We start from the raw sequence: 22650 nt of genomic DNA on the forward strand, positions 1-22650 counted from the left end.
CCGTGTGTCACAGGCCCAGGAGCCAGCGTCCTCCGCCGAGCAGCGAGCACAGCGAGACGGCGTGGAAGAGGAAGAACCACAGCGCCGCCGGTACGTGCGTCAGCCGCGACAACTGGTCCGCGTCCGAGTCGCCCGCCCCGCCCCGCGCCCGCTTCGCCTGGAGTTCGAAGGCCGGACGGACCCCGCCGAGCAGCAGGAACCACACCACCGCGTACGCGAACGCCGCCTGCACCTGAGGCCCGGCAAGCCAGGACACCGTCACGAACAGGCCGCCGGTGACGAGCATGGTCAGGGCCCCGTAGGCGTTGCGGATCATCACCAGCATGGCGAGCAGCAGGGCCGTCGCCAGCCACAGCAGGAGCGTGATGCGGCCGGCGCCGAGCAGGGCCGCACCGCCCAGGCCCAGCAGCGGCGGGGCGGTGTAGCCGGCGGCCGCGGTGAGGATCATGCCGATGCCGTGCGGTTTGCCGCGGCTGACGGTCAGGCCGCTGGTGTCCGAGTGCAGACGTATGCCGGTCAGGGTGCGGCCGGTCAGCAGGGCCACGAGCCCGTGGCCGCCCTCGTGGGCGATGGTGATGGCGTTGCGGGAGATGCGCCACAGGCCGTGCGGGACCACCACGGCGAGCGCGGCGCCCAGGGTCGCGATCACCACCCACAGATCCGGATCGGGCTGCGTGCCGGACACCTCGTCCCAGAGCGAGGCGAGCGAGGCGGTTGCGGTGCTGTCCATGTAAGGCGTCGGCTCCCTGTGGGCGGATGGAATCTGGCAGTGTGGCACGTATGTGCGGACGGTATGCAGCGAGTCGTAGGCCAGAGGATCTCGCGGGAATCTTCGAGGTCGAGAAGTGGGAGCCCGAGGAGACCCTCGCGCCGGACTACAACGTGGCGCCCACCAAAGAGGTCCACGCCGTCCTGGACCGCCCCCTGAAAGACGCGGACGACCCGCGGCCGGTTCGCCAGCTGCGCACCCTGAAGTGGGGGCTCGTCCCGTCCTGGTCCAAGACCCCGGAGGGCGGCGCCCGGATGATCAACGCCCGCGCGGAGACCGTCCACGAGAAGCCCTCCTACCGCCGGGCCTTCACCTCCCGGCGCTGCATCCTGCCCGCCGACGGCTACTACGAGTGGGTCACCGGCACCCAGGAGCGCGAGCTGGAGGTCGAGGGCAGGAAGAAGCGCCCCCGCAAGCAGCCGTACTTCGTGACCCCGGCGGACGGGTCGGTCTTCGCCATGGCCGGGCTGTACGAGTTCTGGCGCGACAAGACGCTGCCGGACGACCACCCGCAGGCCTGGTGGGTGACGTGCTCGGTCATCACCACCGAGGCCGAGACCAGCCCGCTCGGGGTGGCGCCGGCCGAGGGACCCCGGGCGCTTGCGGACATCCACCCCCGCATGCCGCTGATGCTGACGCCCGACCGCTGGGACGCCTGGCTGGACCCGTCCCGCACGGACGCCGGCGAACTGCGTGAGCTGCTCGCCCCACCGCCCGCCGGCCTGATGCGCGCCTACCCGGTCACCACGGCCGTCAGCAACGTCCGCAACAACGGGCCGGAGCTGCTGAAGGAGCTGGAAGGACCCGAAGAGGGCACACTCTTCTGACGTGACGAACGCGAACGCAGCCGGTGAGGCCACCGAGACCGTCGAGACCGAGGCCGGAACCGCCCGCATCACCTGGCACCCCGCCGACCGGGCCCGCCTGGTCCTCGCCGTCGGCCACGGCGCCGGCGGCGGTATCGAGGCCCGTGACCTGAAAGCCCTGGCCGAGGTCCTGCCCGCGCACGGGGTGACCGTGGCCCGGGTGGAGCAGCCCTGGCGCGTGGCCGGGAAGAAGCTGGCGCCCGCGCCCCGGACCCTGGACACCGGCTGGCGGGGCATCTGGTCCGCGCTGGCCGCTCCGGGACTGCCGGTGATCTCCGGCGGGCGCAGCGCGGGAGCCCGGGTCGCCTGTCGTACCGCCACCGAGCTGGGCGCCCGCGCGGTGCTCGCGCTCAGCTTCCCGCTCCACCCGCCGGGCAAGCCGGAGAAATCCCGCGCCGAGGAGCTGCTGGGCTCCGGGGTGCCCACGCTCGTGGTGCAGGGCGGCAACGACCCGTTCGGGAGGCCGGAGGAGTTTCCCGACGGACCGTACGAGTTCGTGGAGATCCCGTACGGGGATCACGGCTTCGCCGTGCCGAAGCGGGCGGGGATCTCGCAGGAGGAGGCCGTGGCGGTCATCACGGACGCCGTCGTCGCGTGGACCGGGTCACTCGGGTAAAGCTTCGGGAATGCCGGGGCGGCGGTCACTGTTGTGCGGGACGTACGTGCTGGAGACCAGCACCGACGTCGTAGGAAAGGGAGTCCGCCGCATGGGTTCGACCATCTGCCCGACCCGCAGCAGCCGCGCCGACCTGGACTGGACGGTGCTGCACGCGGCCAGGACCGCCCCTATTCGGGCGGCGGGCGGACCGGATCGTCGTCTATCCTCCGATTCGGGTGAGACCGGTCTCGGTCTCACGAGAGCATTCGAGGAGGTGGGTCCGGTCACTGGGACCGACGCAGGGACCGAAAACGGCCAGGCGGAGCAGCCCGAGGGCCAGGGCGGCACGGGCGCGGAGACGGCCACGGAGCGCAGTGCGCGCTTCGAGCGGGACGCGCTCGAGTTCCTCGACCAGATGTACTCGGCCGCGCTGCGCATGACGCGCAACCCGGCCGACGCCGAGGACCTGGTGCAGGAGACGTACGCCAAGGCGTACGCGTCCTTCCACCAGTTCCGCGAGGGCACCAACCTCAAGGCGTGGCTGTACCGGATCCTCACCAACACCTTCATCAACTCGTACCGCAAGAAGCAGCGCGAACCCCAGCGCTCCGCGGCCGAGGAGATCGAGGACTGGCAGCTCGCCCGCGCCGAGTCGCACATGTCGACCGGTCTGCGCTCCGCGGAGTCGCAGGCGCTCGACCACCTGCCCGACTCGGACGTGAAGGAAGCACTCCAGGCGATCCCCGAGGAGTTCCGCATCGCCGTGTATCTGGCGGATGTCGAGGGCTTTGCCTACAAGGAGATCGCCGACATCATGGGGACACCCATCGGTACGGTCATGTCCCGGCTGCACCGGGGCCGCCGTCAGCTGCGCGGCATGCTGGAGGACTACGCCCGTGACCGCGGGATGGTCCCGGCCGGCGCCGGAGAGTCGAACGAAGCGAAAGGCTCGGGGTCATGAGCTGCGGAGAGCCGCACGAGACGGATTGCAGCGAAATCCTCGATCATCTCTACGAGTTCCTCGACCGTGAGATGCCGGACTCGGACTGCGTGAAGTTCGAGCACCACTTCGAGGAGTGCTCGCCCTGCCTCGAGAAGTACGGGCTCGAGCAGGCCGTCAAGAAGCTGGTCAAGCGTTGCTGCGGGCATGACGACGTGCCGGGCGACCTGCGGGACAAGGTCATGGGGCGGATCGAGCTGATCCGCTCCGGCCAGGCCGTCCCCGAGCAGGACGTCACGGCCTCGCCCGCCGCGTCCCCGGAGTCCTGACACTCCTGCGCTTTTCAACTACCCCGTTCTGAGTGGGTAGTCGCCCTCGAACGTGTCACTCGACCGTGCTAATCCGCGCGTGATACGCCCGTGCACCCCCCTGCCGCCGCCCTAGGCTCCGAGCCTGACGGACATGGCCGGGGGAGGGGGCTCATGGAAGCGGTACCGGCACGGGCACGTGTCTACATCGCCTGTGTCACCACGGCCGCGCTGCTCTGCCTGCTGCCGCTGCCGGGCGTGCGCACCTCCTGGTGGGCGGTCGCGCTGCTCGCCGCGCTGTACGCCGGATGCGAGCGCGTCGCCCGGTCCCGGTTCGTGGGCATCTCCCATCCGGCCGGGACCTTCTATCCCGTGCTGCTCGCCGGGGCCTTCCTGCTGCCCGCGCCCGCCGCGGCGCTGGTGGTCGTACCCGGTGCGCTGCTCTCGCAGGTCGGGCGGCGGCCCGTGGCACCCCGGCGCGTGTGGCGGGCCGCCCAGCTCGTCCTCGGGGTGGGAGCCGCCGCCGAGACGCACCGGCTGCTCGGCGGGCGGGACGCGGTCGCGGCGGGCGACGTCCCGTACGCCCTCGGGCCCGCCGGGGCGGCCGTGCTGGTGTTCTGCCTGGTGCTGGCGCTGCTGGACGGCGGGATCCTGGCCACGGCGGAGCGGGTGCCGGTACGGCGGGCCTGGCGTGGCCTGGTGACGCGCTCCCTCGCGCCGATCGCCGTGCACGGCCTCGCCGGGCTGATGATGGCCGTCCTGTGGCGCAGCCCCTACGGTCCCGTCGCCGCGCTGCTCGTGCTGCTGCCCATGTGCCTCTCGTGGTGGGCGTTCGCGCAGTACCACCGGGAGCGCGCCGCACACCAGGCGACCATCCGGGCGCTGGTCCAGGCCGTCGACATCAAGGACGGGTACACCCGCGGGCACAGCGAGCGCGTCGGCCAGGCCTCCATGATGATCGCGCGCGAGCTGGGCATGGCCGACGAGCGCGTCGAGGTGCTCCGCTTCGCCGGCATCCTGCACGACGTGGGCAAGCTGGGCGTGCCCACCCGGCTGCTCAGGAAGGACGGGCCGCTGACGCCCGAGGAGCGGCGGGTCATCGAGCTGCACCCCGAGTACGGGCACGAGATGGTGCGCGGCATCGGCTTCCTCGGCGAGGCCCGCGCCGCCGTGCTGCACCACCACGAGCGGCTGGACGGCAGCGGCTACCCGTACGGCCTGGTGGGCCGTCAGATCCCCGAGTCGGCACGGGTCGTCGCGGTCGCCGACGCCTTCGACGCCATGACCTCCACCCGCAGCTACAGCAGGGCCCGGCCCGTTCCCGTGGCCCTGGCGGAGCTGGAGCGGTGCGCGGGCAGCCAGTTCGACCCGGTGATGGTGACGGCCCTCGTCGAAGCCGTCGGGCGCACGGGCTGGCACCCCGCGGTGACCGCCGACGACGAGGAACAGCGCCCGCCCCGGGTGCCCCCGCCCGGCGCGCCCCTGTCCAGCCGGCCGGGAGCGCACCGATGAGGGCGTACCGGCCGCCACCGCTCCTCACCCTCGTCCACGCCTGTGCCGCCCTGCTCGCCGCCGGCTCCCTCGCCGTCACCCTCCACGACGGGCTGGAGGAGCGCGGGGTCGCCCTCGCCTTCGGCGTCCTCGTCACCGTCGGCGAGCTCAGCCGCCACAACGGCGCACAGGTCCGGGAACCGGCACCGCTCGGCGCCGCCGGGGCCCTGTCGTACGGGCTGCTGGGGGAGGCCGGCGGGCAGGCCACGCACCACGGCCCGGCCCAGGTCGTCGCCGTCGTGCTGGCCGCCTCGCTGCTCGGCAGCGTGCCGCACATCGCGCGCGGGCAGGGGCCCACCCTCGACCACCTGGCACGCCGGGTGCTCACCGTCGGGTTCGTCGCCGTGTGCTTCCAGCCCCCCTACAACCGGGGGATGTTCGACGACTGGGGCGGACCCGCCTACGCGCTGCTGCTGCTCGCGCTGCTGTCGCTGACCGCGCTGTGCGACGCGGTGCTCGCCGCAGCCCTGGCCCACACCCGCACCGGCTGGCCCTTCGGGCCGGTGCTGCGGGACGAGCTGCGGGCGGTGTGCGGCATCGGGTCCGCCGTCATCGCCACGGGCGCGGTCATGGCGCTGGCGGTCGCCGTCGTGGGGCTGTGGGCGCTGCCCGTCTTCTCGGTGCCGCTGCTGCTCGCCCAGCTGTCGTTCCGCAGGTACGCCGCCGTCCGCGCCACCTACCGGCAGACCATCGCCTCCCTGGCCCGGGCCACCGAGGTCGCCGGCTACACCCCGGCCGGGCACGCCCGGCGCGTCGCCGCGCTCAGCCAGGCGGTGGGGCGCGACCTGGGGCTGACCGAGCCCGAGCTGGCCGTGCTGGAGTACGCCGCGCTCATGCACGACATCGGGCAGCTGAGCCTTGTCGACCCGGTGCCCGCGGGCGCCACCGCCGCGCTGCCCGCCGCCGAGCAGCGGCGGATCGCGCTGCTCGGCGGAGCCGTGGTCCGGCAGACGGGAGTCGACGAGGCGGTGGCCGTGGTCGTGGAGCGGCAGGCCGACCCCCACCCCGAGCAGCCCCTCGCCGCGCGAATCGTCCGGGCCGTGAACGCGTACGAGGAGAAGTCCAGGGAAGGAGGGCCCGGCGGGCCGCTGACGGCGCTGGAGGAACTCCGGCTCGCCACCGCCGGGACGTACGCCCCGGAGGTGGTGGAATCACTGGCCCGGGTACTGGCAAGGAGCAGTCTGACGCTGCCCGTGGCTGGGTAACCCATGGGTAATGAGCGCCCTCGAGGCCGTACGTGGTTGGATGCGAAGGAGAAGGTGTCCGGGGGCTCGAAACACAGCTACGGCCAGCCCACCGCACGGAACTGGCAGGCGGGAATCGTGAGGATCTTCGGCAAGGGACGGCACCGGCCCTCCGCCTCCTGGCGGCAGGCCACAGACCGGGCATTCACCCTCATCGGCGACGGCCGGTACGAGGACGCGGGCGCGCTGCTGACACGTGCCGCCGATCTGGAGCCCTGGCTTTCCGAGTCCTGGTTCAACCTCGCGCTGCTGCACAAGTTCCGGCACGACTGGGAGCAGGCGCGGGCGGCCGGGCTGAGGGCCGTGGCCCTGCTGGACCGGGACGCGGGCGCGCCCGACTGGTGGAACGTCGGCATCGCCGCCACCGCGCTCCAGGACTGGCCGCTGGCCCGGCGCGCCTGGCAGGCCTACGGGCTGCGGGTGCCGGGAGCGGCCAACGACTCCGGTGAGCCCCTCGGCATGGACCTCGGCAGTGCGGCCGTGCGGCTGTCCCCGGAGGGCGAGGCCGAGGTCGTGTGGGGACGACGGCTGGATCCCGCGCGGATCGAGGTGCTGTCCATCCCGCTGCCCTCCTCGGGGCGGCGCTGGGGCGAGGTCGTGCTGCACGACGGTGTGCCGCACGGCGAGCGGACCACGGCCGTCGGGCACACCTACCCGGTGTTCGACGAGATCGAGCTGTGGGCGCCCTCGCCGGTGCCGACGTGGGTGGTGCTGCTGGAGGCGGCGACCGAGGAGGACCGGGACGCGCTGGAGCAGCTCGCCGGGGACGCGGGGTTCGCCGCGGAGGACTGGTCTTCCTCGGTGCGGTTGCTGTGCCGGATGTGCTCGGAGTCCCGGATGCCGTCCGACGAGGGCGACGGGGAGCATCTCGATCCGCACGACCACAGTGAGCCGGGGCATCCCGGGCCGCTGGGGCATCGGACGGACGGGCAGTTGTGGGTGCCGGAGCGGGAGTGCGGGCTGGCCGCGCCGGCTTCGCTGGTTCGGGGGTTGCTGGACGGGTGGGTGGCCGACAGTCCGGATTCCCGGGATTGGCGGGATTTGGAAGAGGTGTGCTAGGTCCCATGCCGGGTGCGGCGCCGTCGTGGTTTCTCGCGCAGTTCCCCGCGCCCCTGAAAGCGGCGTCCAACACCCGCGTAACCTGTATCAGCATCTCAGCCCGGTCAGTTTCAGGAAGGCGTACACGACGTCATGGCTCAGCAGGACACCGATCAGCAGCACGCGGGCGTGCTCCCCGTCGATGACGAGGGGTACGTGATCGACACGGAGGACTGCGAGGAGCGCGAGGCGGCCTGGCGTGAGCGGGGGACCTCGCGGCCCATCACGGTGGTCGGGAACCCGGTGCTGCACAAGGAGTGCAAGGACGTCACCGACTTCGGCGACGAGTTCCAGCAGCTCGTCGCGGACATGTTCGCCAGCCAGCGCACCGCCGAGGGCGTGGGCCTGGCCGCCAACCAGATCGGCGTCGACGCGAAGGTCTTCGTCTACGACTGCCCCGACGACGAGGGCGTCCGGCACACCGGTGTCGTCTGCAACCCCAAGCTCGTCGAGCTGCCCGCCGAGAAGCGCCGCCTGGACGACAGCAACGAGGGCTGTCTGTCGGTGCCCACCGCGTACGCGCCGCTCGCCCGGCCCGACTACGCCGAGGTGACCGGGCAGGACGAGAAGGGCAACCCGATCAAGGTGCGCGGCACCGGATACTTCGCTCGGTGTTTGCAGCACGAGACGGATCACCTCTACGGCTATCTGTACATCGACCGGCTCTCCAAGCGTGAGCGCAAGGACGCGCTGCGGCAGATGGCCGAGAACGAGCCCCGCTACCCCGTGGTGGCCAACGACTGAGACCTCAGGCTCACCTGGCGCACGGCGTCTGTTCGGGTTCCCCACCCTGAACAGGCGCCGTTCGTCTGTGCCGTTCGCCTGTCCGTCGCACGTTCGATCGCTTCTGCTCTCCTGGTGATCCGCCGCCAGTCACACAACGGGAGATACCCGGCACTGTGGGGTAGTGAATGAAGCAAATACGTTCCCAGAACGGTCAGTTGTAGTGCTGAATGGGTTGAGCGGGGTATGCAACGGCGCACGCCCGGCACGAAGGGAGGGGCGCCCGCGCCAACTGGCGGCTGAGAGGGGTTAGTTCGTGCATGCTTTGTCACACGGCACCACACCGACACCGGCCACGATCGCAGTTCCACCGTCGCTCTCTCTCCCGGTGATCGAGGCGGCGTTTCCACGGCGACTCCACCCGTATTGGCCGAAGTGCCAGGAGAAGACCCGGGCCTGGCTGCTCGAAAAGCGGCTCATGCCCGCGGACAAGGTGGAGGAATATGCCGACGGCCTTTGCTACACCGACCTCATGGCGGGGTACTACATCGGAGCCCCCGACGAGGTCATGCAGGCGATCGCCGACTACAGCGCATGGTTCTTCGTCTGGGACGACCGGCACGACCGGGACATCGTGCACGGCCGTCCCGCCGCCTGGGCGCTGCTGCGGGACCGGCTGCACTCGGCGCTGGACTCACCCGGGGAGCATCTGCACCACGAGGACGCACTGGTCGCCGGGTTCGGGGACAGCGTGCTGCGGCTGTACGGGTTCCTGCCCCAGACGTGGAACCTCCGGTTCGCCCGGCACTTCCACGCGGTGATCGACGCGTACGACCAGGAGTTCCACAACCGCACGCAGGGAATCGTGCCGACGGTGGAGGAATACCTCCGGCTGCGCCGGCTCACCTTCGCGCACTGGATATGGACGGACCTGTTGGAGCCGACCGCCGGCTGCGAACTGCCGGATGCGGTGCGGCATCACCCGGCCTATCGGCGGGCGGCACTGCTCAGCCAGGAATTCGCCGCCTGGTACAACGATCTGTGCTCATTGCCGAAGGAGATAGCCGGCGACGAGGTACACAATCTCGGAATCAGCCTCATCACCCATGAGGGGCTGACGCTGGAACAGGCGGTCGCGGAAGTCAGGAACCGCGTCGAGAAATGCATCACCGAATTCATCGACGTTGAACTGGACGCCTTACGGTTCGCCGACGAACTCGCCGACGGCTCCGTGCGCGGAAAGGAACTGAGCGCCGCCGTGCGGGCCTGCCTCGGCAATATGCGGAACTGGTTCAGTTCCGTCTACTGGTTCCACCACGAGTCCGGCCGGTACATGGTCGACAGCTGGGACGACCGGTCCACGCCCCCGTACGTCAACAACGAAGCGGCAGGTGAGAAATGACCGTCGAGTCAGTGAAGCCCGAGATCCCGCCGGCCGTGGAACTGCGCGAGCCGCCCCGGGCGGGCGGTGGCGTGCCCCTGCTCGGGCACGGCTGGAGGCTGGCGCGCGACCCGCTGGCGTTCATGTCCCGGCTGCGCGACCACGGTGAGGTCGTCCGGCTGAAGATCGGGCCGAAGACGGTGTACGCGGTCACCACCCCGGCCCTGACCGGTGCCCTGGCGCTGAGCAACGACTTCATCATCGCCGGGCCGCTGTGGGAGTCCCTGGAGGGCCTGCTCGGCAAGGAGGGCGTGGCCACGGCGAACGGCCCCCGGCACCGGCGCCAGCGGCGCACCATCCAGCCCGCCTTCCGGCTCGACGCCATTCCCGCCTACGGCCCGATCATGGAGGAGGAGGCCCACGCCCTCACCGAGCGCTGGAAGCCCGGCGAGACGATCGACTGCACCTCCGAGTCCTTCCGGGTGGCCGTGCGCATCGCGGCCCGCTGTCTGCTGCGCGGCGACTTCATGGACGAGCGGGCGGAGCGGCTGTGCGTCGCCCTCGCCACCGTCTTCCGCGGGATGTACCGGCGCATGGTGGTCCCGCTCGGGCCGCTCTACCACCTGCCTCTCCCGGCCAACCGCGAATTCAACCGGGCATTGGCCGATTTGCACCTCCTGGTCGACGAGATCATCGCCGAGCGCCGCGCATCCGGTCAAAAGCCGGACGATTTGCTGACGGCATTGCTGGAGGCGAAGGACGAGAATGGCGACCCGATCGGGGAACAGGAGATCCACGATCAGGTCGTCGCCATCCTCACCCCCGGCAGCGAAACCATCGCCTCCACGATCATGTGGCTGTTGCATATGCTCGCGGAGCATCCCGAACAAGCGGACCGGGTGCGGGACGAAGTGCAGGCCGTCACCGGTGGGAGGCCGGTGGCATTCGCAGACGTCCGAGGACTCAGGCACACCAACAATGTCGTCGTCGAGTCCATGCGTTTGAGCCCGGCCGTCTGGATTCTGACGCGCCGGGCCGTGCGGGACACGGAACTCGGTGCATACCGTATTCCGTCCGGGGCGGACATCATCTACAGCCCGTACGCGATCCAGCGCGATCCGAAGTCGTACGAGCGAAATCTGGAGTTCGACCCCGACCGCTGGCTTCCGGACCGGGTCAAGGAGATCCCGAAGCACGCCATGAGCCCCTTCAGCGTGGGCAACCGCAAGTGCCCGAGCGACCACTTCTCGATGGCCCAGCTGACGCTGATCACGGCGGCGCTGGCGACCAGGTACCGCTTCGAGCAGGTGGCGGGGTCGCGGGACGACACACGGGTGGGGATCACGCTCCGGCCCCACGACCTGCGGGTGCGGCCGGTGGCGAGGTGAGGGCCTTGAGGCCTCAGGCCGCCTCGGGACCCCTGAACGTCCGCCGGTAGGCGTTCGGGGTGGTCCCGACCGCCCGCACGAAGTGGTGGCGCAGGGTGGCCGCGTTGCCGAACCCCGTGCGGCCGGCGATCGCGTCCATGGTCTCGTCCGTCGCCTCCAGCAGCCGCTGGGCCAGCAGTACCCGCTGGCGCAGGATCCAGCGGTAGGGAGTCGTACCCGTCTCCTGCTGGAAGCGGCGGGCGAACGTGCGCGGGGACATGTGGGCGTGGGTGGCGAGCTGCTCGACGGTGACCTCCTCGTCGAGATGGCGCTCCATCCAGGCCAGCACCTCGCCGATGGTGTCGCCCTCGGGCTGGGGGAGCGGGCGCTCGATGAACTGGGCCTGGCCCCCGTCGCGGTGGGGCGGCACCACCATCCGCCGGGCGATCTTGTTGGCGACCTCGCTGCCCTGCTCCTTGCGCACCAGATGGAGGCAGGCGTCGATGCCGGCGGCCGTGCCGGCGGAGGTGATCACCGGGTCCTCGTCGACGTAGAGCACGTCCGGCTCGACGACCACGCGCGGGTACTGCCGGGCGAGGTCCTTCGCGTGCTTCCAGTGCGTGGCACACCGGCGGTCGTCCAGCAGCCCGGCCGCGGCCAGCACGAAGACGCCGGAGCAGACGCTCAGTACGCGCGCCCCGCGGCCGACCGCGCGGCGCAGGGCGTCCAGCAGTTCCGGCGGAAAATCCCGGGACGCGTAGCTGTGCCCGGCCGGCACGGCGATCAGGTCGGCCGTCTCCAGCCGCTTCAGGCCGTGCTCCACCTGGAGCGAGAAGCCCGAGTTCATCCGCAGCACCGGGCCCTCGGCCGAGGCGACGGCGAAGTCGTACACCGGCAGGCCCTCGTCGCTGCGGTCGGTGCCGAAGACTTCGCACACCACACCGAGTTCGAAGGGATTCACGCCGTCGAGGAGGGCGACCGCCACGTTCTGAAGCATGCGTCCAGTGTGCCTCGCCATTGGCAGTAATTCGAGGGTCTACGGCAGTACTGCCACTGACGGTAAGGAGCAATCAGCGCGACAGTGGTGTCCATGAACACGAACCAGATCGAAGCACTGATCGGAATGACCGCCACCCTCGGGATCCTGGTCCTCCTGGTCCTCCCGTCCGTGATCGGCCTGGTGCGCGAGAGGCGCATCGACCGTCAGATCAGGGAGGCCCAGGAGGCCCGCGGAGAGGTGCCGGCTCAGAAGTCCTCGTCGAGGTCGACGGTGCCCTCCACCGCCACCTGGTACGCCGAGGGCCGCCGCTCGAAGAAGTTGGTCAACTCCTGAACGCCCTGGAGCTCCATGAAGGAGAAGGGGTTCTCCGAGCCGTGGACCGGAGCGAAGCCGAGGCGGGTGAGCCGCTGGTCGGCGACACACTCCAGGTACTGCCGCATCGACTCGGTGTTCATGCCCGGGAGGCCGTCCCCGCACAGGTCGCGCGCGAACTGCAGCTCGGCCTCGACGGCCTCCCGCAGCATGTCGACGACCTGCTCCTGAAGCTCGTCGTCGAAGAGCTCCGGCTCCTCCTTGCGGACGGTGTCGACCACGTCGAACGCGAAGGACATGTGCATCGTCTCGTCGCGGAACACCCAGTTGGTGCCGGTCGCGAGGCCGTGCAGCAGGCCCCGGCTGCGGAACCAGTAGACGTAGGCGAAGGCGCCGTAGAAGAACAGACCCTCGATGCACGCGGCGAAGCAGATCAGGTTGAGCAGGAAACGGCGGCGATCGGCCTGGGTCTCCAGCCGGTCCAGCTTCTCCACCGAGTCCATCCACCTGAAGCAGAACTCCGCCTTCTCGCGGATGGACGGGATGTTCTCCACCGCCGCGAAGGCCGCCGCGCGGTCCTCCGGGTCGGGCAGGTAGGTGTCGAGCAGCGTCAGATAGAACTGGACGTGCACGGCCTCCTCGAACAGCTGACGGCTCAGATACAGCCGCGCCTCGGGGGAGTTGATGTGCTTGTACAGCGTCAGCACCAGGTTGTTCGCGACGATCGAGTCACCCGTCGCGAAGAAGGCGACCAGCCGGCCGATCAGGTGTTGCTCCGCGGGGGAGAGCTTGGCGAGGTCGGCGACGTCGGAGTGGAGATCGACCTCCTCCACGGTCCAGGTGTTCTTGATGGCGTCCCGGTAGCGCTCGTAGAAGTCCGGGTAGCGCATGGGGCGCAGGGTGAGCTCGAAGCCGGGGTCGAGAAGGTTCTGGGTGCTCATTACTGGCAGGCCTCGCAGGACTCGGGGTTTTCCAGGGAGCAGGCGACCGCTTCGGGGTCCGGGGTGGCCTGCACGGGGACGGCGGCCCGGGCGGCACGGGCGATACGGGTCGCCGGGCGCGAGCGCAGGTAGTACGTGGTCTTCAGCCCGGACTTCCAGGCGTAGGCGTACATCGAGGAGAGCTTGCCGATCGTCGGCGTCTCCAGGAACAGGTTCAGGGACTGGGACTGGTCCAGGAACGGGGTCCTGGCCGCCGCCATGTCGATCAGACCGCGCTGCGGGATCTCCCAGGCCGTGCGGTAGAGGGCGCGGACGTCCTCGGGGATCCAGGCGAAGTCCTGCACCGAGCCGTTGGCCTCGCGCAGGGCCTCCCTGCTGCGGGCGTCCCACACGCCGAGCCGCTTGAGCTCGTCCACCAGGTAGGAGTTGACCTGGAGGAACTCGCCCGACAGCGTCTCGCGCTTGAACAGGTTGGACACCTGCGGCTCGATGCACTCGTAGACGCCCGCGATGGAGGCGATCGTGGCCGTGGGCGCGATGGCGAGGAGCAGGGAGTTGCGCAGGCCGGTCGTGGCGATCCGCTCGCGCAGGGCCGCCCAGCGCTCGGGCCAGGTCAGGTCCACGTCGTAGTGGTCGGGGTGCAGCACGCCCCGGGCCGTTCGCGTCTTCTCCCAGGCGGGCAGCGGGCCGTTGCGCTCGGCGAGGTCGGCCGAGGCCTCGTACGCGGCGAGCATGACGCGCTCGGCGATACGGGTGGACAGCGCCTTGGCCCCGGGCGAGTCGAAGGGCAGACGCAGCTTGAAGAAGACGTCCTGCAGACCCATCGCGCCGAGGCCGACCGGGCGCCAGCGGGCGTTGGAACGGCCCGCCTGCTCGGTCGGGTAGAAGTTGATGTCGACGACCCGGTCGAGGAACGTGACGGCCGTACGGACGGTCTCGTCCAGCCGCTCCCAGTCGATGTCGCCCCCGGTCACGAACGCGCCGAGGTTGACCGAGCCCAGGTTGCAGACCGCCGTCTCCCCGTCGTCGGTGACCTCCAGGATCTCCGTGCAGAGGTTGGAGGAGTGCACGACGTGACCCGGCTCGGCCGTCTGGTTGGCGGTGCGGTTGGCGGCGTCCTTGAAGGTCATCCAGCCGTTGCCGGTCTGCGCGAGGGTGCGCATCATCCGGCCGTACAGCTCACGGGCGGGCAGGGTCTTCCTCGCCAGTCCCTTCGCCTCGGCCGCCCGGTAGGCGGTGTCGAACTCCTCGCCCCACAGGTCGACCAGCTCGGGCACGTCCGAGGGGGAGAACAGCGACCACTGCCCGTCGGCGTTCACCCGCCGCATGAACTCGTCCGGCACCCAGTGCGCGAGGTTCAGGTTGTGCGTGCGGCGGGCGTCCTCACCGGTGTTGTCGCGCAGCTCCAGGAACTCCTCGATGTCGGCGTGCCAGGTCTCCAGGTAGACCGCGGCCGCGCCCTTGCGCCGGCCGCCCTGGTTCACCGCGGCGACCGAGGCGTCGAGGGTCTTCAGGAACGGGACGATGCCGTTGGAGTGCCCGTTGGTGCCCCGGATCAGCGAACCCCGGGCGCGGATGCGGGAGTACGCCAGTCCGATGCCGCCGGCGTGCTTCGAGAGCCGGGCCACCTGGTGGTACCGGTCGTAGATGGAGTCCAGCTCGTCCTTGGGGGAGTCGAGGAGGTAGCAGGACGACATCTGCGGGTGCCGGGTGCCCGAGTTGAAGAGGGTGGGGGAGGAGGGGAGGTAGTCGAGGCGGCTCATGAGCCGGTAGAGCGCCGCGACCTCGTCCACCGAGCGGCTGGTGTCGTCCTCGGCCAGACCGGCGGCCACGCGCAGCATGAAGTGCTGGGGCGTCTCGATCACCTTGCGGGTGATCGGGTGCCGCAGCAGGTAGCGGCTGTGCAGGGTGCGCAGGCCGAAGTAGCCGAAGCGGTCGTCGGCGCCGGTGTCGATCAACGCGTCGAGCCGGGCCGCGTGCAGCCGTACGAACGCGGCGGTGCGGTCGGCGATGAGCCCCTCGCGGTGACCGACCGCGACGGACTCGGTGAACGACGTGACGCCCTGGGAGGCGGCCTCCTCGCGGATGCCGATGGTCAGCAGCCGGGCGGCCAGCCGGGAGTAGGCGGGGTCCTCGGAGATCAGACCGGCCGCGGCCTCCGTCGCCAGCTCCCGCAACTCCGCGATCATCTCGGCGGAGGCCGCACGCGAGGACCGGCCGCGCAGCGCGGCGGCGGCGACCCGGCCGGGATCGGTGTCGGGGAGGTCGGCGGTCAGCTCGGTCAGGGTCCGCAGCAACGCGGCACCGGGAGCGTCCTGCTCCTCTTCGGCGGCTGAGACCGGTTCGGCTGGCGCGATGGTCACGTGGGGCTCTCCCTCGCTCGGCACGGGGCCTCGTCGAGGGCAGGGAGGAGCACACGAGCGCACGCGGCGTCGCGTCCACCGGCCCATTCCGCGAGGCCCGGACGTCAGGCACACCGGCCGGGTGGCCGGGTGCGCTGTCGGCAGGTCCTCGGACTGACACCCATACACATGTGAAAGGGCATGGGTACACCGTTGCGGGACAGTTCCGGATTCGCACCGGATTCCCCTGCGGCGACAGCGAGCACGAGCATACATCTTGTGTCGGGCGCCAAAGGCACCCCCAGATGTTGTGTCGCTGCCGCTCTCAGAGGGTCAGCGCGTAGGTGAGGAGCGTGATGTCGTCCGGCTCCGGGAGGGGATTCCAGTCGCGCTTGGGGGTGCGGACGAAACCCACGCGCTCGTAGAGGCGGTGGGCGGAGCGCATGGTGCGCTGGGTCGAGAGCACGATGCCGCGGCAGCCCGGGGTGGCGCGGGCCCGGTCGACGCAGGCGCGGACGAGGGCCTCGCCGATGCCGCGCCCCCGGGCCGCGCGGGCCACCGCGAGCATCCGCAGCTCGGCCTCGCCGGGCCGGGCGATGTCGGCCATGGGGCCGCCGGAGGGGACGAAGGTGACGCCACCGACGACGTCGTCGTCGGCCGTGGCGACCAGGACCTCGGCGGCGGCGCGCCTGGCGACGTCACGCAGCTCGGCGAGACAGGCGTCGCTCTCGCCGAAGTCGAGCAGGCCGTCGTCGAGGTAGGCCCGGGCGGTGATCTCGCCGAGGACGGCGTGGTGGGCGGGGCGTGCGGGGTCGATCCGGAAGTCCATGGCAGGAGTGTGTATACGCGGGCGGGCCGCCGACGCCATGCGTTTCGGCGGCCCGCGGGGGGTGTGGCGGGGACGTCAGTGGGCGGATCCCGCGGTGGCGGGCGGCAGTTCGACCTGGACGCCCGGGTCGCCGGCGTCGGCCGTGTAGTCCTCCGGCTTGGTCTCGTCGACGCCGTCGGGGGCCTTCAGGGCCTTGAGGACGAAGGTCAGGACCACCGTCACCACCACGTTCAGGACGAACGCCGTGAGGCCGATGTAGCCGATCTCCCCGATGCCGGGGATCTCCTTCGCCGAGCCGCCGAAGTGCTTCTGGGTCGGGGAGGCCACGCCGTACGCGGCGACCGTGCCGTAGACCATGCCGACGGCCCAGCCCGCGAGCAGCGCCCAGCGGTGGAACCAGCGGGTGAACAGGCCGCCGACCAGGGCCGGGAAGGTCTGCAGGATCCAGATGCCGCCCAGCAGCTGGAAGTTGATGGCGACCGTCTTGTCCATGGTGAGGACGAAGGCCAGGGCGCCCACCTTCACCAACAGGGACACCAGCTTGGAGACCTTGGTCTCCTGCGCCGGTGTGGCGTCCGGCTTGATGAAGTCCTTGTAGATGTTGCGGGTGAAGAGGTTCGCGGCCGCGATGGACATGATGGCCGCCGGCACCAGCGCGCCGATGCCGATCGCCGCGAACGCCACGCCCGCGAACCAGTCCGGGAACATCGTCTCGAACAGCTGCGGGATCGCCAGCTGCCCGTTCTGCACCTTGATCCCGGCCGCGATCGCCATGAACCCGAGCAGCGCCAGCAGACCCAGCATCAGCGAATACAGCGGCAGGATCGTGGTGTTGCGGCGGATCACCTCACGGCTCTTCGAGGACAGCGTCGCCGTGATGGAGTGCGGGTACATGAAGAGGGCCAGGGCGGAGCCCAGCGCCAGCGTGGCGTACGTCCACTGTCCCGCCTCGGCGGGCACCAGCGCACCGCGCGGCGCACCCGTGGCCGGGTTGGTCTGGCCGTACGCCTCGCCGGCCTTGGCGAAGATCTCGTCGAAGCCGCCGAGCTTGATCGGGATGTAGATGATCGCCACCGCGATGACGATGTAGATCAGCGTGTCCTTCACGAACGCGATGAGCGCGGGGGCCCGCAGACCCGACGAGTACGTGTACGCCGCCAGCACACCGAAGGCGATCAACAGCGGCAGGTCCTTGATGAACCAGTTGGTGTTCTCGCCGCCGCCGACGCCCATCACGTCCAGCACGGCCTGGATGCCGACCAGTTGGAGCGCGATGTACGGCATCGTCGCCAGGATGCCGGTCACGGCCACCGCGAGCGACAGGCCCTTCGAGCCGAACCGGCCGCGCACGAAGTCGGAGGTCGTGACGTACCCGTGCTTGTGGGAGACCGACCACAGGCGGGGCAGGAAGGTGAAGATCAGCGGGTACACCAGGATCGTGTACGGCACCGCGAAGAAACCGGCCGCTCCCGCCGCGTAGATGGCCGCCGGCACGGCGACGAAGGTGTACGCCGTGTACAGGTCGCCGCCGAGCAGGAACCAGGTGATCCAGGTCCCGAACGAGCGGCCGCCCAGGCCCCATTCGTCCAGGCTGTGCTCGTTCTCGGCCTTGCGCCAGCGCGCGGCCAGGAAGCCCATGACCGTCACGGCCAGGAAGAAGAAGATGAAGACGCCGAGCGCGACGCCGTTCACGCCGTCCTTCACTGCGACGCACCGCCCTTCGCGGCCGAGCGGGCGCGCTGGTCACGCTGCCACAGCTTGTAGGCGATCATCGTCAGGACGGTGGAGATGAGCACCCACGCCATCTGGTACCAGTAGAAGAACGGGATCCCGATGAAGGCCGGGTCGGTCTTCGCGTACGAGCCGACCCACAGCATGGCCACGAAGGGCGCGATGAGGCAGACGGCGATGACGACGCGCAGGGGCGTCACCACCGGCCCTCTGCTGACTTGCGGTGCTTGCGACATCAGGCGGCTCCGTCCCCTTGATGATCACCTGTTGTAATGCGCAGGCAATCTAGGTCAGGGTGTGGCCAGAGCGGAACCCCTCGTCCGCAATGCGGTACCCAACCGAAACCACGCCCCAGCAGCGACGGAAGCGCCGCGGACGCCGCTAGTCGGCCGGCCGCTTCAGCCGGGCCACGAACTTGTACCGGTCGCCCCGGTACACCGACCGCACCCACTCCACCGGCCGGCCGTCCCGGTCCAGCGAGTGCCGGGAGAGCATCAGCATCGGCAGGCCGACGTCCGTGCCGAGGAGGCCGGCCTCGCGCGGGGTGGCCAGGGACGTCTCGATGGTCTCCTCGGCCTCCGCGAGACGGACGTCGTAGACCTCGGCGAGCGCGGTGTACAGGGACGTGTACTTCACCAGGGAGCGGCGCAGGGCCGGGAAGCGCTTCGCGCTCAGGTGGGTGGTCTCGATGGCCATCGGCTCGCCGTTGGCCATGCGCAGCCGCTCGATGCGCAGCACGCGTCCGCCGGGCGTGATGTCGAGCAGCCCGGCCAGGCGGTCGTCGGCGGTGATGTAGCCGATGTCCAGCAGCTGCGAGGTGGGTTCGAGGCCCTGGGCGCGCATGTCCTCGGTGTACGAGGTCAGTTGAAGCGCCTGCGAGACCTTCGGCTTGGCGACGAAGGTGCCCTTGCCCTGGATGCGCTCCAGCCGGCCCTCGACGACCAGCTCCTGAAGCGCCTGGCGCACGGTGGTGCGCGAGGTGTCGAACTCCGCCGCCAGTGTGCGCTCGGGCGGGACCGGCGTGCCGGGCGCCTGCGTCTCCGTCATGTCGAGCAGGTGCTTCTTCAGGCGGTAGTACTTGGGCACGCGCGCGGTACGGACGGGCACCCCGTTCTCGTTCTCCGCGCTGCTGACGTCGGTGCTCATGCTCCGCCTTCCCGGCTCGGTCCGCCGACACGATCCCACTTGTATACCGTCGGCGCTTGTTTTGGTCTAGTCCATCATTCCCTGTGGTCTACCCGCAGTATGCCGTGCCCGCCCGGGTTTTCGCTGGCTTCTTACTTAAAGGTTCCTGCATATGTAGGTCGCATAACGGCTGGTCAGGGCCGTATCGCGACCCTTGACAGGCCTGCTGGTCTGGTCCAAGCTCCCCGTACTGGTCTACACCATTGGTCCAGGTCCTGGCGCCCCACGTCTCACCGCGGGGAGCAGGGGGGTTTGTGGCATCCCTGAGGAGGGTGGCGTGAAGCGCAAGCTGACAGCCGCGATCGGTATCGCGGGCATGATGGTCTCCATCGCGGCGTGCGGGGGCGAGGGTGACGGGGGCTCCGACAAGGGCGCGGACGCCAAGGAACTGACCGTCTGGCTCACCGTCGACGCCCAGAACAACTGGCCGGAGCTGGTGAAGGCCGCCGACGCCGCGGTGAAGAAGAAGCACCCCGGCGTCAAGATCAACCACGAGTACTACGGCTGGCCCGACAAGAACGCCAAGCTCGACGCCGTCCTCGCCACGGACAAGGCCCCCGACGTGGTCGAGATGGGCAACACCGAGATGCTCGGCTACATGGTCAAGGGCGCCTTCGCCCCCCTCGACCAGGGCGCGTTCGACAACTCCGACGCCTGGCTGGACGGCCTCAAGGCCTCCGTCACCTACGAGGGCAAGACCTACGGCGTCCCGTACTACGCGGGCGGCCGCGTCGCGAACTGGCGCAAGGACGTGGCGGCTTCCGTCGGTGTGAAGTCGGCCCCCAAGACGTACAAGGAGCTGACCGACGCCCTGGACAAGATCCAGAAGAAGCAGGGCGACAAGTTCAGCGCCTGGTACCAGCCCACCCGCGACTGGTACGCCGCCATGTCCTTCGTCTACGACGCCGGCGGCGCCATCGCCACCGAATCGGGCGGCCAGTGGAAGGCCTCCCTCTCCTCGCCCGAGTCGCTCAAGGGCCTCAAGGAGTTCAAGAACGTCGTCGACTCGTACATGCACGGCGACAAGACCAAGGACGAGTCCGACCGCTACATCGTGTACGGCCAGGGCAAGTCCGCCATGATCTTCGCCGCCGCCTGGGAGGGCGCGACCGCCGAGGACCCGAAGAACGACAAGAGCGGCAAGCTCAAGGGCAACCTCGAGAACTTCGTGATGCCCGGCCCCTCCGGCAAGAACATGCCCGTCTTCCTGGGCGGCTCCGACCTCGCCGTGCCGGTGAAGTCCGACGCCCAGGCCCTGGCCGCCGAGTGGATCAACGCCCTCACCGGCTCCTCCGGCCAGAAGGGCCTGATGGCCAAGGGCAACCTGCCCAACAACAAGACCGACCTCGCGACGCTCAAGAACGACCCGAAGACGGCGGTCCCCGCCACCGCGGCCGAGTCCAACTGGTTCGTCCCCATGGCCCCGGGCTGGGGCCAGGTCGAGAAGGCGCAGATCCTGCAGACCATGCTGCAGAGCATCGGCACCGGCAAGAAGTCCGTCGAGGCCGCCGCCAAGGACGCGGACGCCGCGATCGACAAGGTCATCAACACCAAGTGACGTGGCGGGCGGGGCCCCACCCGGTGGGGCCCCGCCCTCGTCAAGACCTGAGGGACCGCCGAGGAGCGCGCGATGAGTGCCGCAGACACCACCATCCCCACCAAGGTGCCGCCACCTAGGCAGGCACCACCGCCGCCCGCGAAGGACCGGCGGCCCCGCGGGCAGCGCACGCCGGGCGGCGCCTCCGTCCCTTGGCTGCTGCTCGCGCCCTGCCTGCTGATCCTCGCCCTGGTCATGGGCTATCCGCTGGTCCGCCTGGTCACGCTGTCCTTCCAGAAGTTCGGGCAGTCCCAGCTGTGGGGCTTCCAGCCCGCCGAGACGGTCGGCTTCGACAACTTCGCCAAGGTGCTGGGCGACGGCGAGTTCTGGGCCGTCGTCGTGCGCACGATCGTCTTCGCGACCGGCGCCGTCGTCTTCACCATGGTCATCGGAATGGCGCTCGCGCTGCTGCTCCAGCGGGTCTCCGGCTGGGTGAAGACGCTCATCAACATCGTGCTGGTGGCCAGCTGGGGCATGCCCGTCATCGTGGCCACCACGGTCTTCAAGTGGCTCTTCGACTCCGACTACGGCGTCCTCAACGCACTGCTCAGCAAACTCCCCGGCGTCGAGATGATCGGCCACAACTGGTTCGCCAGCGGCCCCGAGGGCCTGGCCGTGATCATGCTGCTGGTGATCTGGGGAGCGGTGCCCTTCGTGGTCATCACCCTCAGCGCCGGCCTCACCCAGGTCCCGAAGGAGCTGGAGGAGGCCGCCCGCCTGGACGGCGCCGGCTCCTGGGGTGTCTTCCGCTATGTCACCCTGCCCGTCCTCAAGCCGATCATCGTGATGCTCACGACCCTGTCGGTCATCTGGGACATGGGCGTCTTCCCCCAGGTGTTCGTCATGCGGGGCGGTCACCCCGAGCCGGAGTTCCAGGTCCTCAACACCTACTCCTACGACCGGGCGTTCGTGGTCAACGACTACGCCCAGGGCTCGGCCATCGCGCTGATCACCGTCCTGCTGCTGCTCGGTGTGGTCGCCGTCTACATGCGGCAGATGCTGAAGATCGGAGAGGTCGAATGAGCACGCTCGCCGGAGCCGGCCGGCGCAAGTCACGGCTGGGCTGGAACCTCCTCGGCCTCCTGGTCTTCGTCACCCTCGGCTTCCCGCTCTACTGGATGCTCAACACGGCGTTCAAACCCGCCAAGGACGCCATCGACCCGGACCCGAGCCTGCTGCCGACCGGCCTCACCCTCGACAACTTCAGCCGGGCGCTGAACATCTCCGACTTCTGGGGCCCGGTGGGCCGCAGCCTGATGGTGTCGCTGGCCGTGGTCGTCATCGGCATGGCCGTCGGACTGCTGGCCGCGCTCGCCATCTCCCGGTTCGCCTTCCGCGGCCGCAAGATAGTGATCGTGGGCATCCTCGCGGTCCAGATGGTCCCGCTCGTCGCCATGATCATCCCGGTGTTCCTGCTGCTCAACGACCTGGGCCAGTACGACCGGCTGACCGGCCTCATCATCACGTACCTGACCTTCGTCCTGCCCTTCACGGTGTGGACGCTGCGGGGCTTCATCGTCAACATCCCGAAGGAACTGGAGGAGGCCGCCATGGTCGACGGCTGCTCCCGCACCGGCGCCTTCCTGCGGGTCGTCTTCCCGCTCCTGGCCCCCGGCATGGTCGCCACCTCCGTCTACGGGTTCATCCAGGCCTGGAACGAGTACCTCTACGCCCTGATGCTGCTCAGCCAGAAGAACCAGACCGCGACCGTCTGGCTCGGCAACTTCACCACCAAACACGGCACCGAATACGCCCCGATGATGGCCGGCGCCACGATGATGGCCGTGCCGATCGTCGCCCTCTTCCTCCTCGTCCAGCGCAAGATGGCCGCGGGCCTGACCGCGGGCGCCGTGAAGGGATGACCTCAC

Annotated in this window: 22 protein-coding genes and 1 riboswitch; of the genes, 14 read left to right on the forward strand and 8 right to left on the reverse strand. The window is 69.9% G+C overall.

The window, feature by feature from the left end; translation table 11 throughout:
- Positions 1-7: 7 nt before the first annotated feature.
- Positions 8-730 (reverse strand): M50 family metallopeptidase, encoded by a 723-nt coding sequence (locus tag AB0I06_RS04205; protein ID WP_363117190.1) that lies wholly within the window; start codon positions 728-730, stop codon positions 8-10.
- Positions 731-780: 50 nt separating this feature from the next.
- On the opposite strand from AB0I06_RS04205, the gene AB0I06_RS04210 reads away from it, so the two are divergent.
- The 10 genes from AB0I06_RS04210 (at position 781) to AB0I06_RS04255 (ending at position 10866) form a co-directional block, all read left to right on the forward strand.
- Positions 781-1596, forward strand: coding sequence for an SOS response-associated peptidase (locus AB0I06_RS04210; RefSeq protein ID WP_363117191.1), 816 nt, complete (start codon positions 781-783; stop codon positions 1594-1596).
- Between the two features lies 1 nt (position 1597).
- The gene (locus tag AB0I06_RS04215; RefSeq protein WP_363117192.1) at positions 1598-2251 is read left to right on the forward strand and encodes an alpha/beta family hydrolase; all 654 of its coding nucleotides are present in this window, start codon (positions 1598-1600) and stop codon (positions 2249-2251) included.
- A 256-nt stretch (positions 2252-2507) separates the two neighbouring features.
- Complete coding sequence (gene sigR, locus AB0I06_RS04220; protein ID WP_363117193.1) at positions 2508-3194, forward strand: RNA polymerase sigma factor SigR; 687 nt, start codon at positions 2508-2510, stop codon at positions 3192-3194.
- Positions 3191-3502, forward strand: coding sequence for a mycothiol system anti-sigma-R factor (rsrA, locus tag AB0I06_RS04225; protein WP_363117194.1), 312 nt, complete (start codon positions 3191-3193; stop codon positions 3500-3502). The genes sigR and rsrA overlap by 4 nt, the downstream gene beginning before the upstream one ends.
- Before the next feature lie 153 nt (positions 3503-3655).
- Complete coding sequence (locus AB0I06_RS04230; protein WP_363117195.1) at positions 3656-4993, forward strand: HD-GYP domain-containing protein; 1338 nt, start codon at positions 3656-3658, stop codon at positions 4991-4993.
- Positions 4990-6237, forward strand: a complete 1248-nt coding sequence (locus AB0I06_RS04235) for an HD domain-containing protein (protein WP_363117196.1) — start codon at positions 4990-4992, stop codon at positions 6235-6237. Before AB0I06_RS04230 ends, AB0I06_RS04235 begins: the two co-directional genes overlap by 4 nt.
- A gap of 117 nt (positions 6238-6354) precedes the next feature.
- On the forward strand, positions 6355-7335 hold the full coding sequence (locus AB0I06_RS04240) for a hypothetical protein (RefSeq protein WP_363117678.1): 981 nt from the start codon (positions 6355-6357) through the stop codon (positions 7333-7335).
- 132 nt (positions 7336-7467) lie between these two features.
- Positions 7468-8118 carry a peptide deformylase gene (gene def, locus AB0I06_RS04245; RefSeq protein ID WP_363117197.1) on the forward strand — a complete coding sequence of 217 codons (651 nt, stop codon included), beginning with the start codon at positions 7468-7470 and terminating at the stop codon, positions 8116-8118.
- A gap of 295 nt (positions 8119-8413) precedes the next feature.
- Complete coding sequence (cyc1, locus tag AB0I06_RS04250; RefSeq protein ID WP_363117198.1) at positions 8414-9499, forward strand: epi-isozizaene synthase; 1086 nt, start codon at positions 8414-8416, stop codon at positions 9497-9499.
- Positions 9496-10866: a cytochrome P450 gene (locus AB0I06_RS04255; protein WP_363117199.1), complete on the forward strand. Its 1371-nt coding sequence runs from the start codon at positions 9496-9498 to the stop codon at positions 10864-10866. Before cyc1 ends, AB0I06_RS04255 begins: the two co-directional genes overlap by 4 nt.
- A gap of 13 nt (positions 10867-10879) precedes the next feature.
- Here the strand turns inward: AB0I06_RS04255 and AB0I06_RS04260 are convergent, their stop codons facing one another.
- The gene (locus AB0I06_RS04260) at positions 10880-11842 is read right to left on the reverse strand and encodes a helix-turn-helix domain-containing protein (RefSeq protein WP_363117200.1); all 963 of its coding nucleotides are present in this window, start codon (positions 11840-11842) and stop codon (positions 10880-10882) included.
- A gap of 93 nt (positions 11843-11935) precedes the next feature.
- On the opposite strand from AB0I06_RS04260, the gene AB0I06_RS04265 reads away from it, so the two are divergent.
- Positions 11936-12178, forward strand: coding sequence for a hypothetical protein (locus AB0I06_RS04265; protein ID WP_363117201.1), 243 nt, complete (start codon positions 11936-11938; stop codon positions 12176-12178).
- On the opposite strand, the gene AB0I06_RS04270 is transcribed toward AB0I06_RS04265, so the two are convergent.
- The 6 genes from AB0I06_RS04270 to AB0I06_RS04295 form a co-directional block, all read right to left on the reverse strand.
- The gene (locus AB0I06_RS04270; RefSeq protein ID WP_363117202.1) at positions 12091-13098 is read right to left on the reverse strand and encodes a ribonucleotide-diphosphate reductase subunit beta; all 1008 of its coding nucleotides are present in this window, start codon (positions 13096-13098) and stop codon (positions 12091-12093) included. The genes AB0I06_RS04265 and AB0I06_RS04270 overlap by 88 nt on opposite strands.
- Entirely contained in the window at positions 13098-15461 is a 2364-nt protein-coding gene (locus AB0I06_RS04275) for a ribonucleoside-diphosphate reductase subunit alpha (protein WP_363117203.1), read from the reverse strand. The genes AB0I06_RS04270 and AB0I06_RS04275 overlap by 1 nt, the downstream gene beginning before the upstream one ends.
- A gap of 121 nt (positions 15462-15582) precedes the next feature.
- Positions 15583-15729: riboswitch (cobalamin riboswitch) on the reverse strand.
- Positions 15730-15765: 36 nt separating this feature from the next.
- Positions 15766-16269, reverse strand: coding sequence for a GNAT family N-acetyltransferase (locus AB0I06_RS04280; RefSeq protein WP_363117204.1), 504 nt, complete (start codon positions 16267-16269; stop codon positions 15766-15768).
- 75 nt (positions 16270-16344) lie between these two features.
- Positions 16345-17973 carry a monocarboxylate uptake permease MctP gene (gene mctP, locus AB0I06_RS04285; protein WP_363117205.1) on the reverse strand — a complete coding sequence of 543 codons (1629 nt, stop codon included), beginning with the start codon at positions 17971-17973 and terminating at the stop codon, positions 16345-16347.
- Positions 17970-18236, reverse strand: a complete 267-nt coding sequence (locus AB0I06_RS04290; protein ID WP_363117206.1) for a DUF3311 domain-containing protein — start codon at positions 18234-18236, stop codon at positions 17970-17972. The genes mctP and AB0I06_RS04290 overlap by 4 nt, the downstream gene beginning before the upstream one ends.
- A 145-nt stretch (positions 18237-18381) precedes the next feature.
- On the reverse strand, positions 18382-19146 hold the full coding sequence (locus tag AB0I06_RS04295; protein ID WP_363117207.1) for a GntR family transcriptional regulator: 765 nt from the start codon (positions 19144-19146) through the stop codon (positions 18382-18384).
- A gap of 316 nt (positions 19147-19462) precedes the next feature.
- On the opposite strand from AB0I06_RS04295, the gene AB0I06_RS04300 reads away from it, so the two are divergent.
- From AB0I06_RS04300 to AB0I06_RS04310, 3 genes are all read left to right on the forward strand, one after another.
- Positions 19463-20743: an extracellular solute-binding protein gene (locus AB0I06_RS04300; protein ID WP_363117208.1), complete on the forward strand. Its 1281-nt coding sequence runs from the start codon at positions 19463-19465 to the stop codon at positions 20741-20743.
- Between the two features lie 72 nt (positions 20744-20815).
- Positions 20816-21805 carry a sugar ABC transporter permease gene (locus AB0I06_RS04305; protein WP_363117209.1) on the forward strand — a complete coding sequence of 330 codons (990 nt, stop codon included), beginning with the start codon at positions 20816-20818 and terminating at the stop codon, positions 21803-21805.
- Positions 21802-22644: a carbohydrate ABC transporter permease gene (locus AB0I06_RS04310; RefSeq protein ID WP_363117210.1), complete on the forward strand. Its 843-nt coding sequence runs from the start codon at positions 21802-21804 to the stop codon at positions 22642-22644. Before AB0I06_RS04305 ends, AB0I06_RS04310 begins: the two co-directional genes overlap by 4 nt.
- The last annotated feature ends 6 nt before the right edge of the window (positions 22645-22650 follow it).

The sequence above is a fragment of the Streptomyces sp. NPDC050674 genome (assembly GCF_040654575.1).
GTDB lineage: Bacteria > Actinomycetota > Actinomycetes > Streptomycetales > Streptomycetaceae > Streptomyces.

Excerpts from the sequence above, each read along its gene's own strand:
- AB0I06_RS04205 (WP_363117190.1), bottom strand. The coding sequence starts at position 730 with ATGGACAGCACCGCAACCGCCTCGCTCGCCTCGCTCTGGGACGAGGTG.
- AB0I06_RS04210 (WP_363117191.1), top strand. The coding sequence starts at position 781 with ATGTGCGGACGGTATGCAGCGAGTCGTAGGCCAGAGGATCTCGCGGGA.
- rsrA (WP_363117194.1), top strand. The coding sequence starts at position 3,191 with ATGAGCTGCGGAGAGCCGCACGAGACGGATTGCAGCGAAATCCTCGAT.
- AB0I06_RS04230 (WP_363117195.1), top strand. The coding sequence starts at position 3,656 with ATGGAAGCGGTACCGGCACGGGCACGTGTCTACATCGCCTGTGTCACC.
- AB0I06_RS04235 (WP_363117196.1), top strand. The coding sequence starts at position 4,990 with ATGAGGGCGTACCGGCCGCCACCGCTCCTCACCCTCGTCCACGCCTGT.
- def (WP_363117197.1), top strand. The coding sequence starts at position 7,468 with ATGGCTCAGCAGGACACCGATCAGCAGCACGCGGGCGTGCTCCCCGTC.
- AB0I06_RS04255 (WP_363117199.1), top strand. The coding sequence starts at position 9,496 with ATGACCGTCGAGTCAGTGAAGCCCGAGATCCCGCCGGCCGTGGAACTG.
- AB0I06_RS04260 (WP_363117200.1), bottom strand. The coding sequence starts at position 11,842 with ATGCTTCAGAACGTGGCGGTCGCCCTCCTCGACGGCGTGAATCCCTTC.
- AB0I06_RS04265 (WP_363117201.1), top strand. The coding sequence starts at position 11,936 with ATGAACACGAACCAGATCGAAGCACTGATCGGAATGACCGCCACCCTC.
- AB0I06_RS04270 (WP_363117202.1), bottom strand. The coding sequence starts at position 13,098 with ATGAGCACCCAGAACCTTCTCGACCCCGGCTTCGAGCTCACCCTGCGC.
- AB0I06_RS04280 (WP_363117204.1), bottom strand. The coding sequence starts at position 16,269 with ATGGACTTCCGGATCGACCCCGCACGCCCCGCCCACCACGCCGTCCTC.
- AB0I06_RS04290 (WP_363117206.1), bottom strand. The coding sequence starts at position 18,236 with ATGTCGCAAGCACCGCAAGTCAGCAGAGGGCCGGTGGTGACGCCCCTG.
- AB0I06_RS04295 (WP_363117207.1), bottom strand. The coding sequence starts at position 19,146 with ATGAGCACCGACGTCAGCAGCGCGGAGAACGAGAACGGGGTGCCCGTC.
- AB0I06_RS04305 (WP_363117209.1), top strand. The coding sequence starts at position 20,816 with ATGAGTGCCGCAGACACCACCATCCCCACCAAGGTGCCGCCACCTAGG.
- AB0I06_RS04310 (WP_363117210.1), top strand. The coding sequence starts at position 21,802 with ATGAGCACGCTCGCCGGAGCCGGCCGGCGCAAGTCACGGCTGGGCTGG.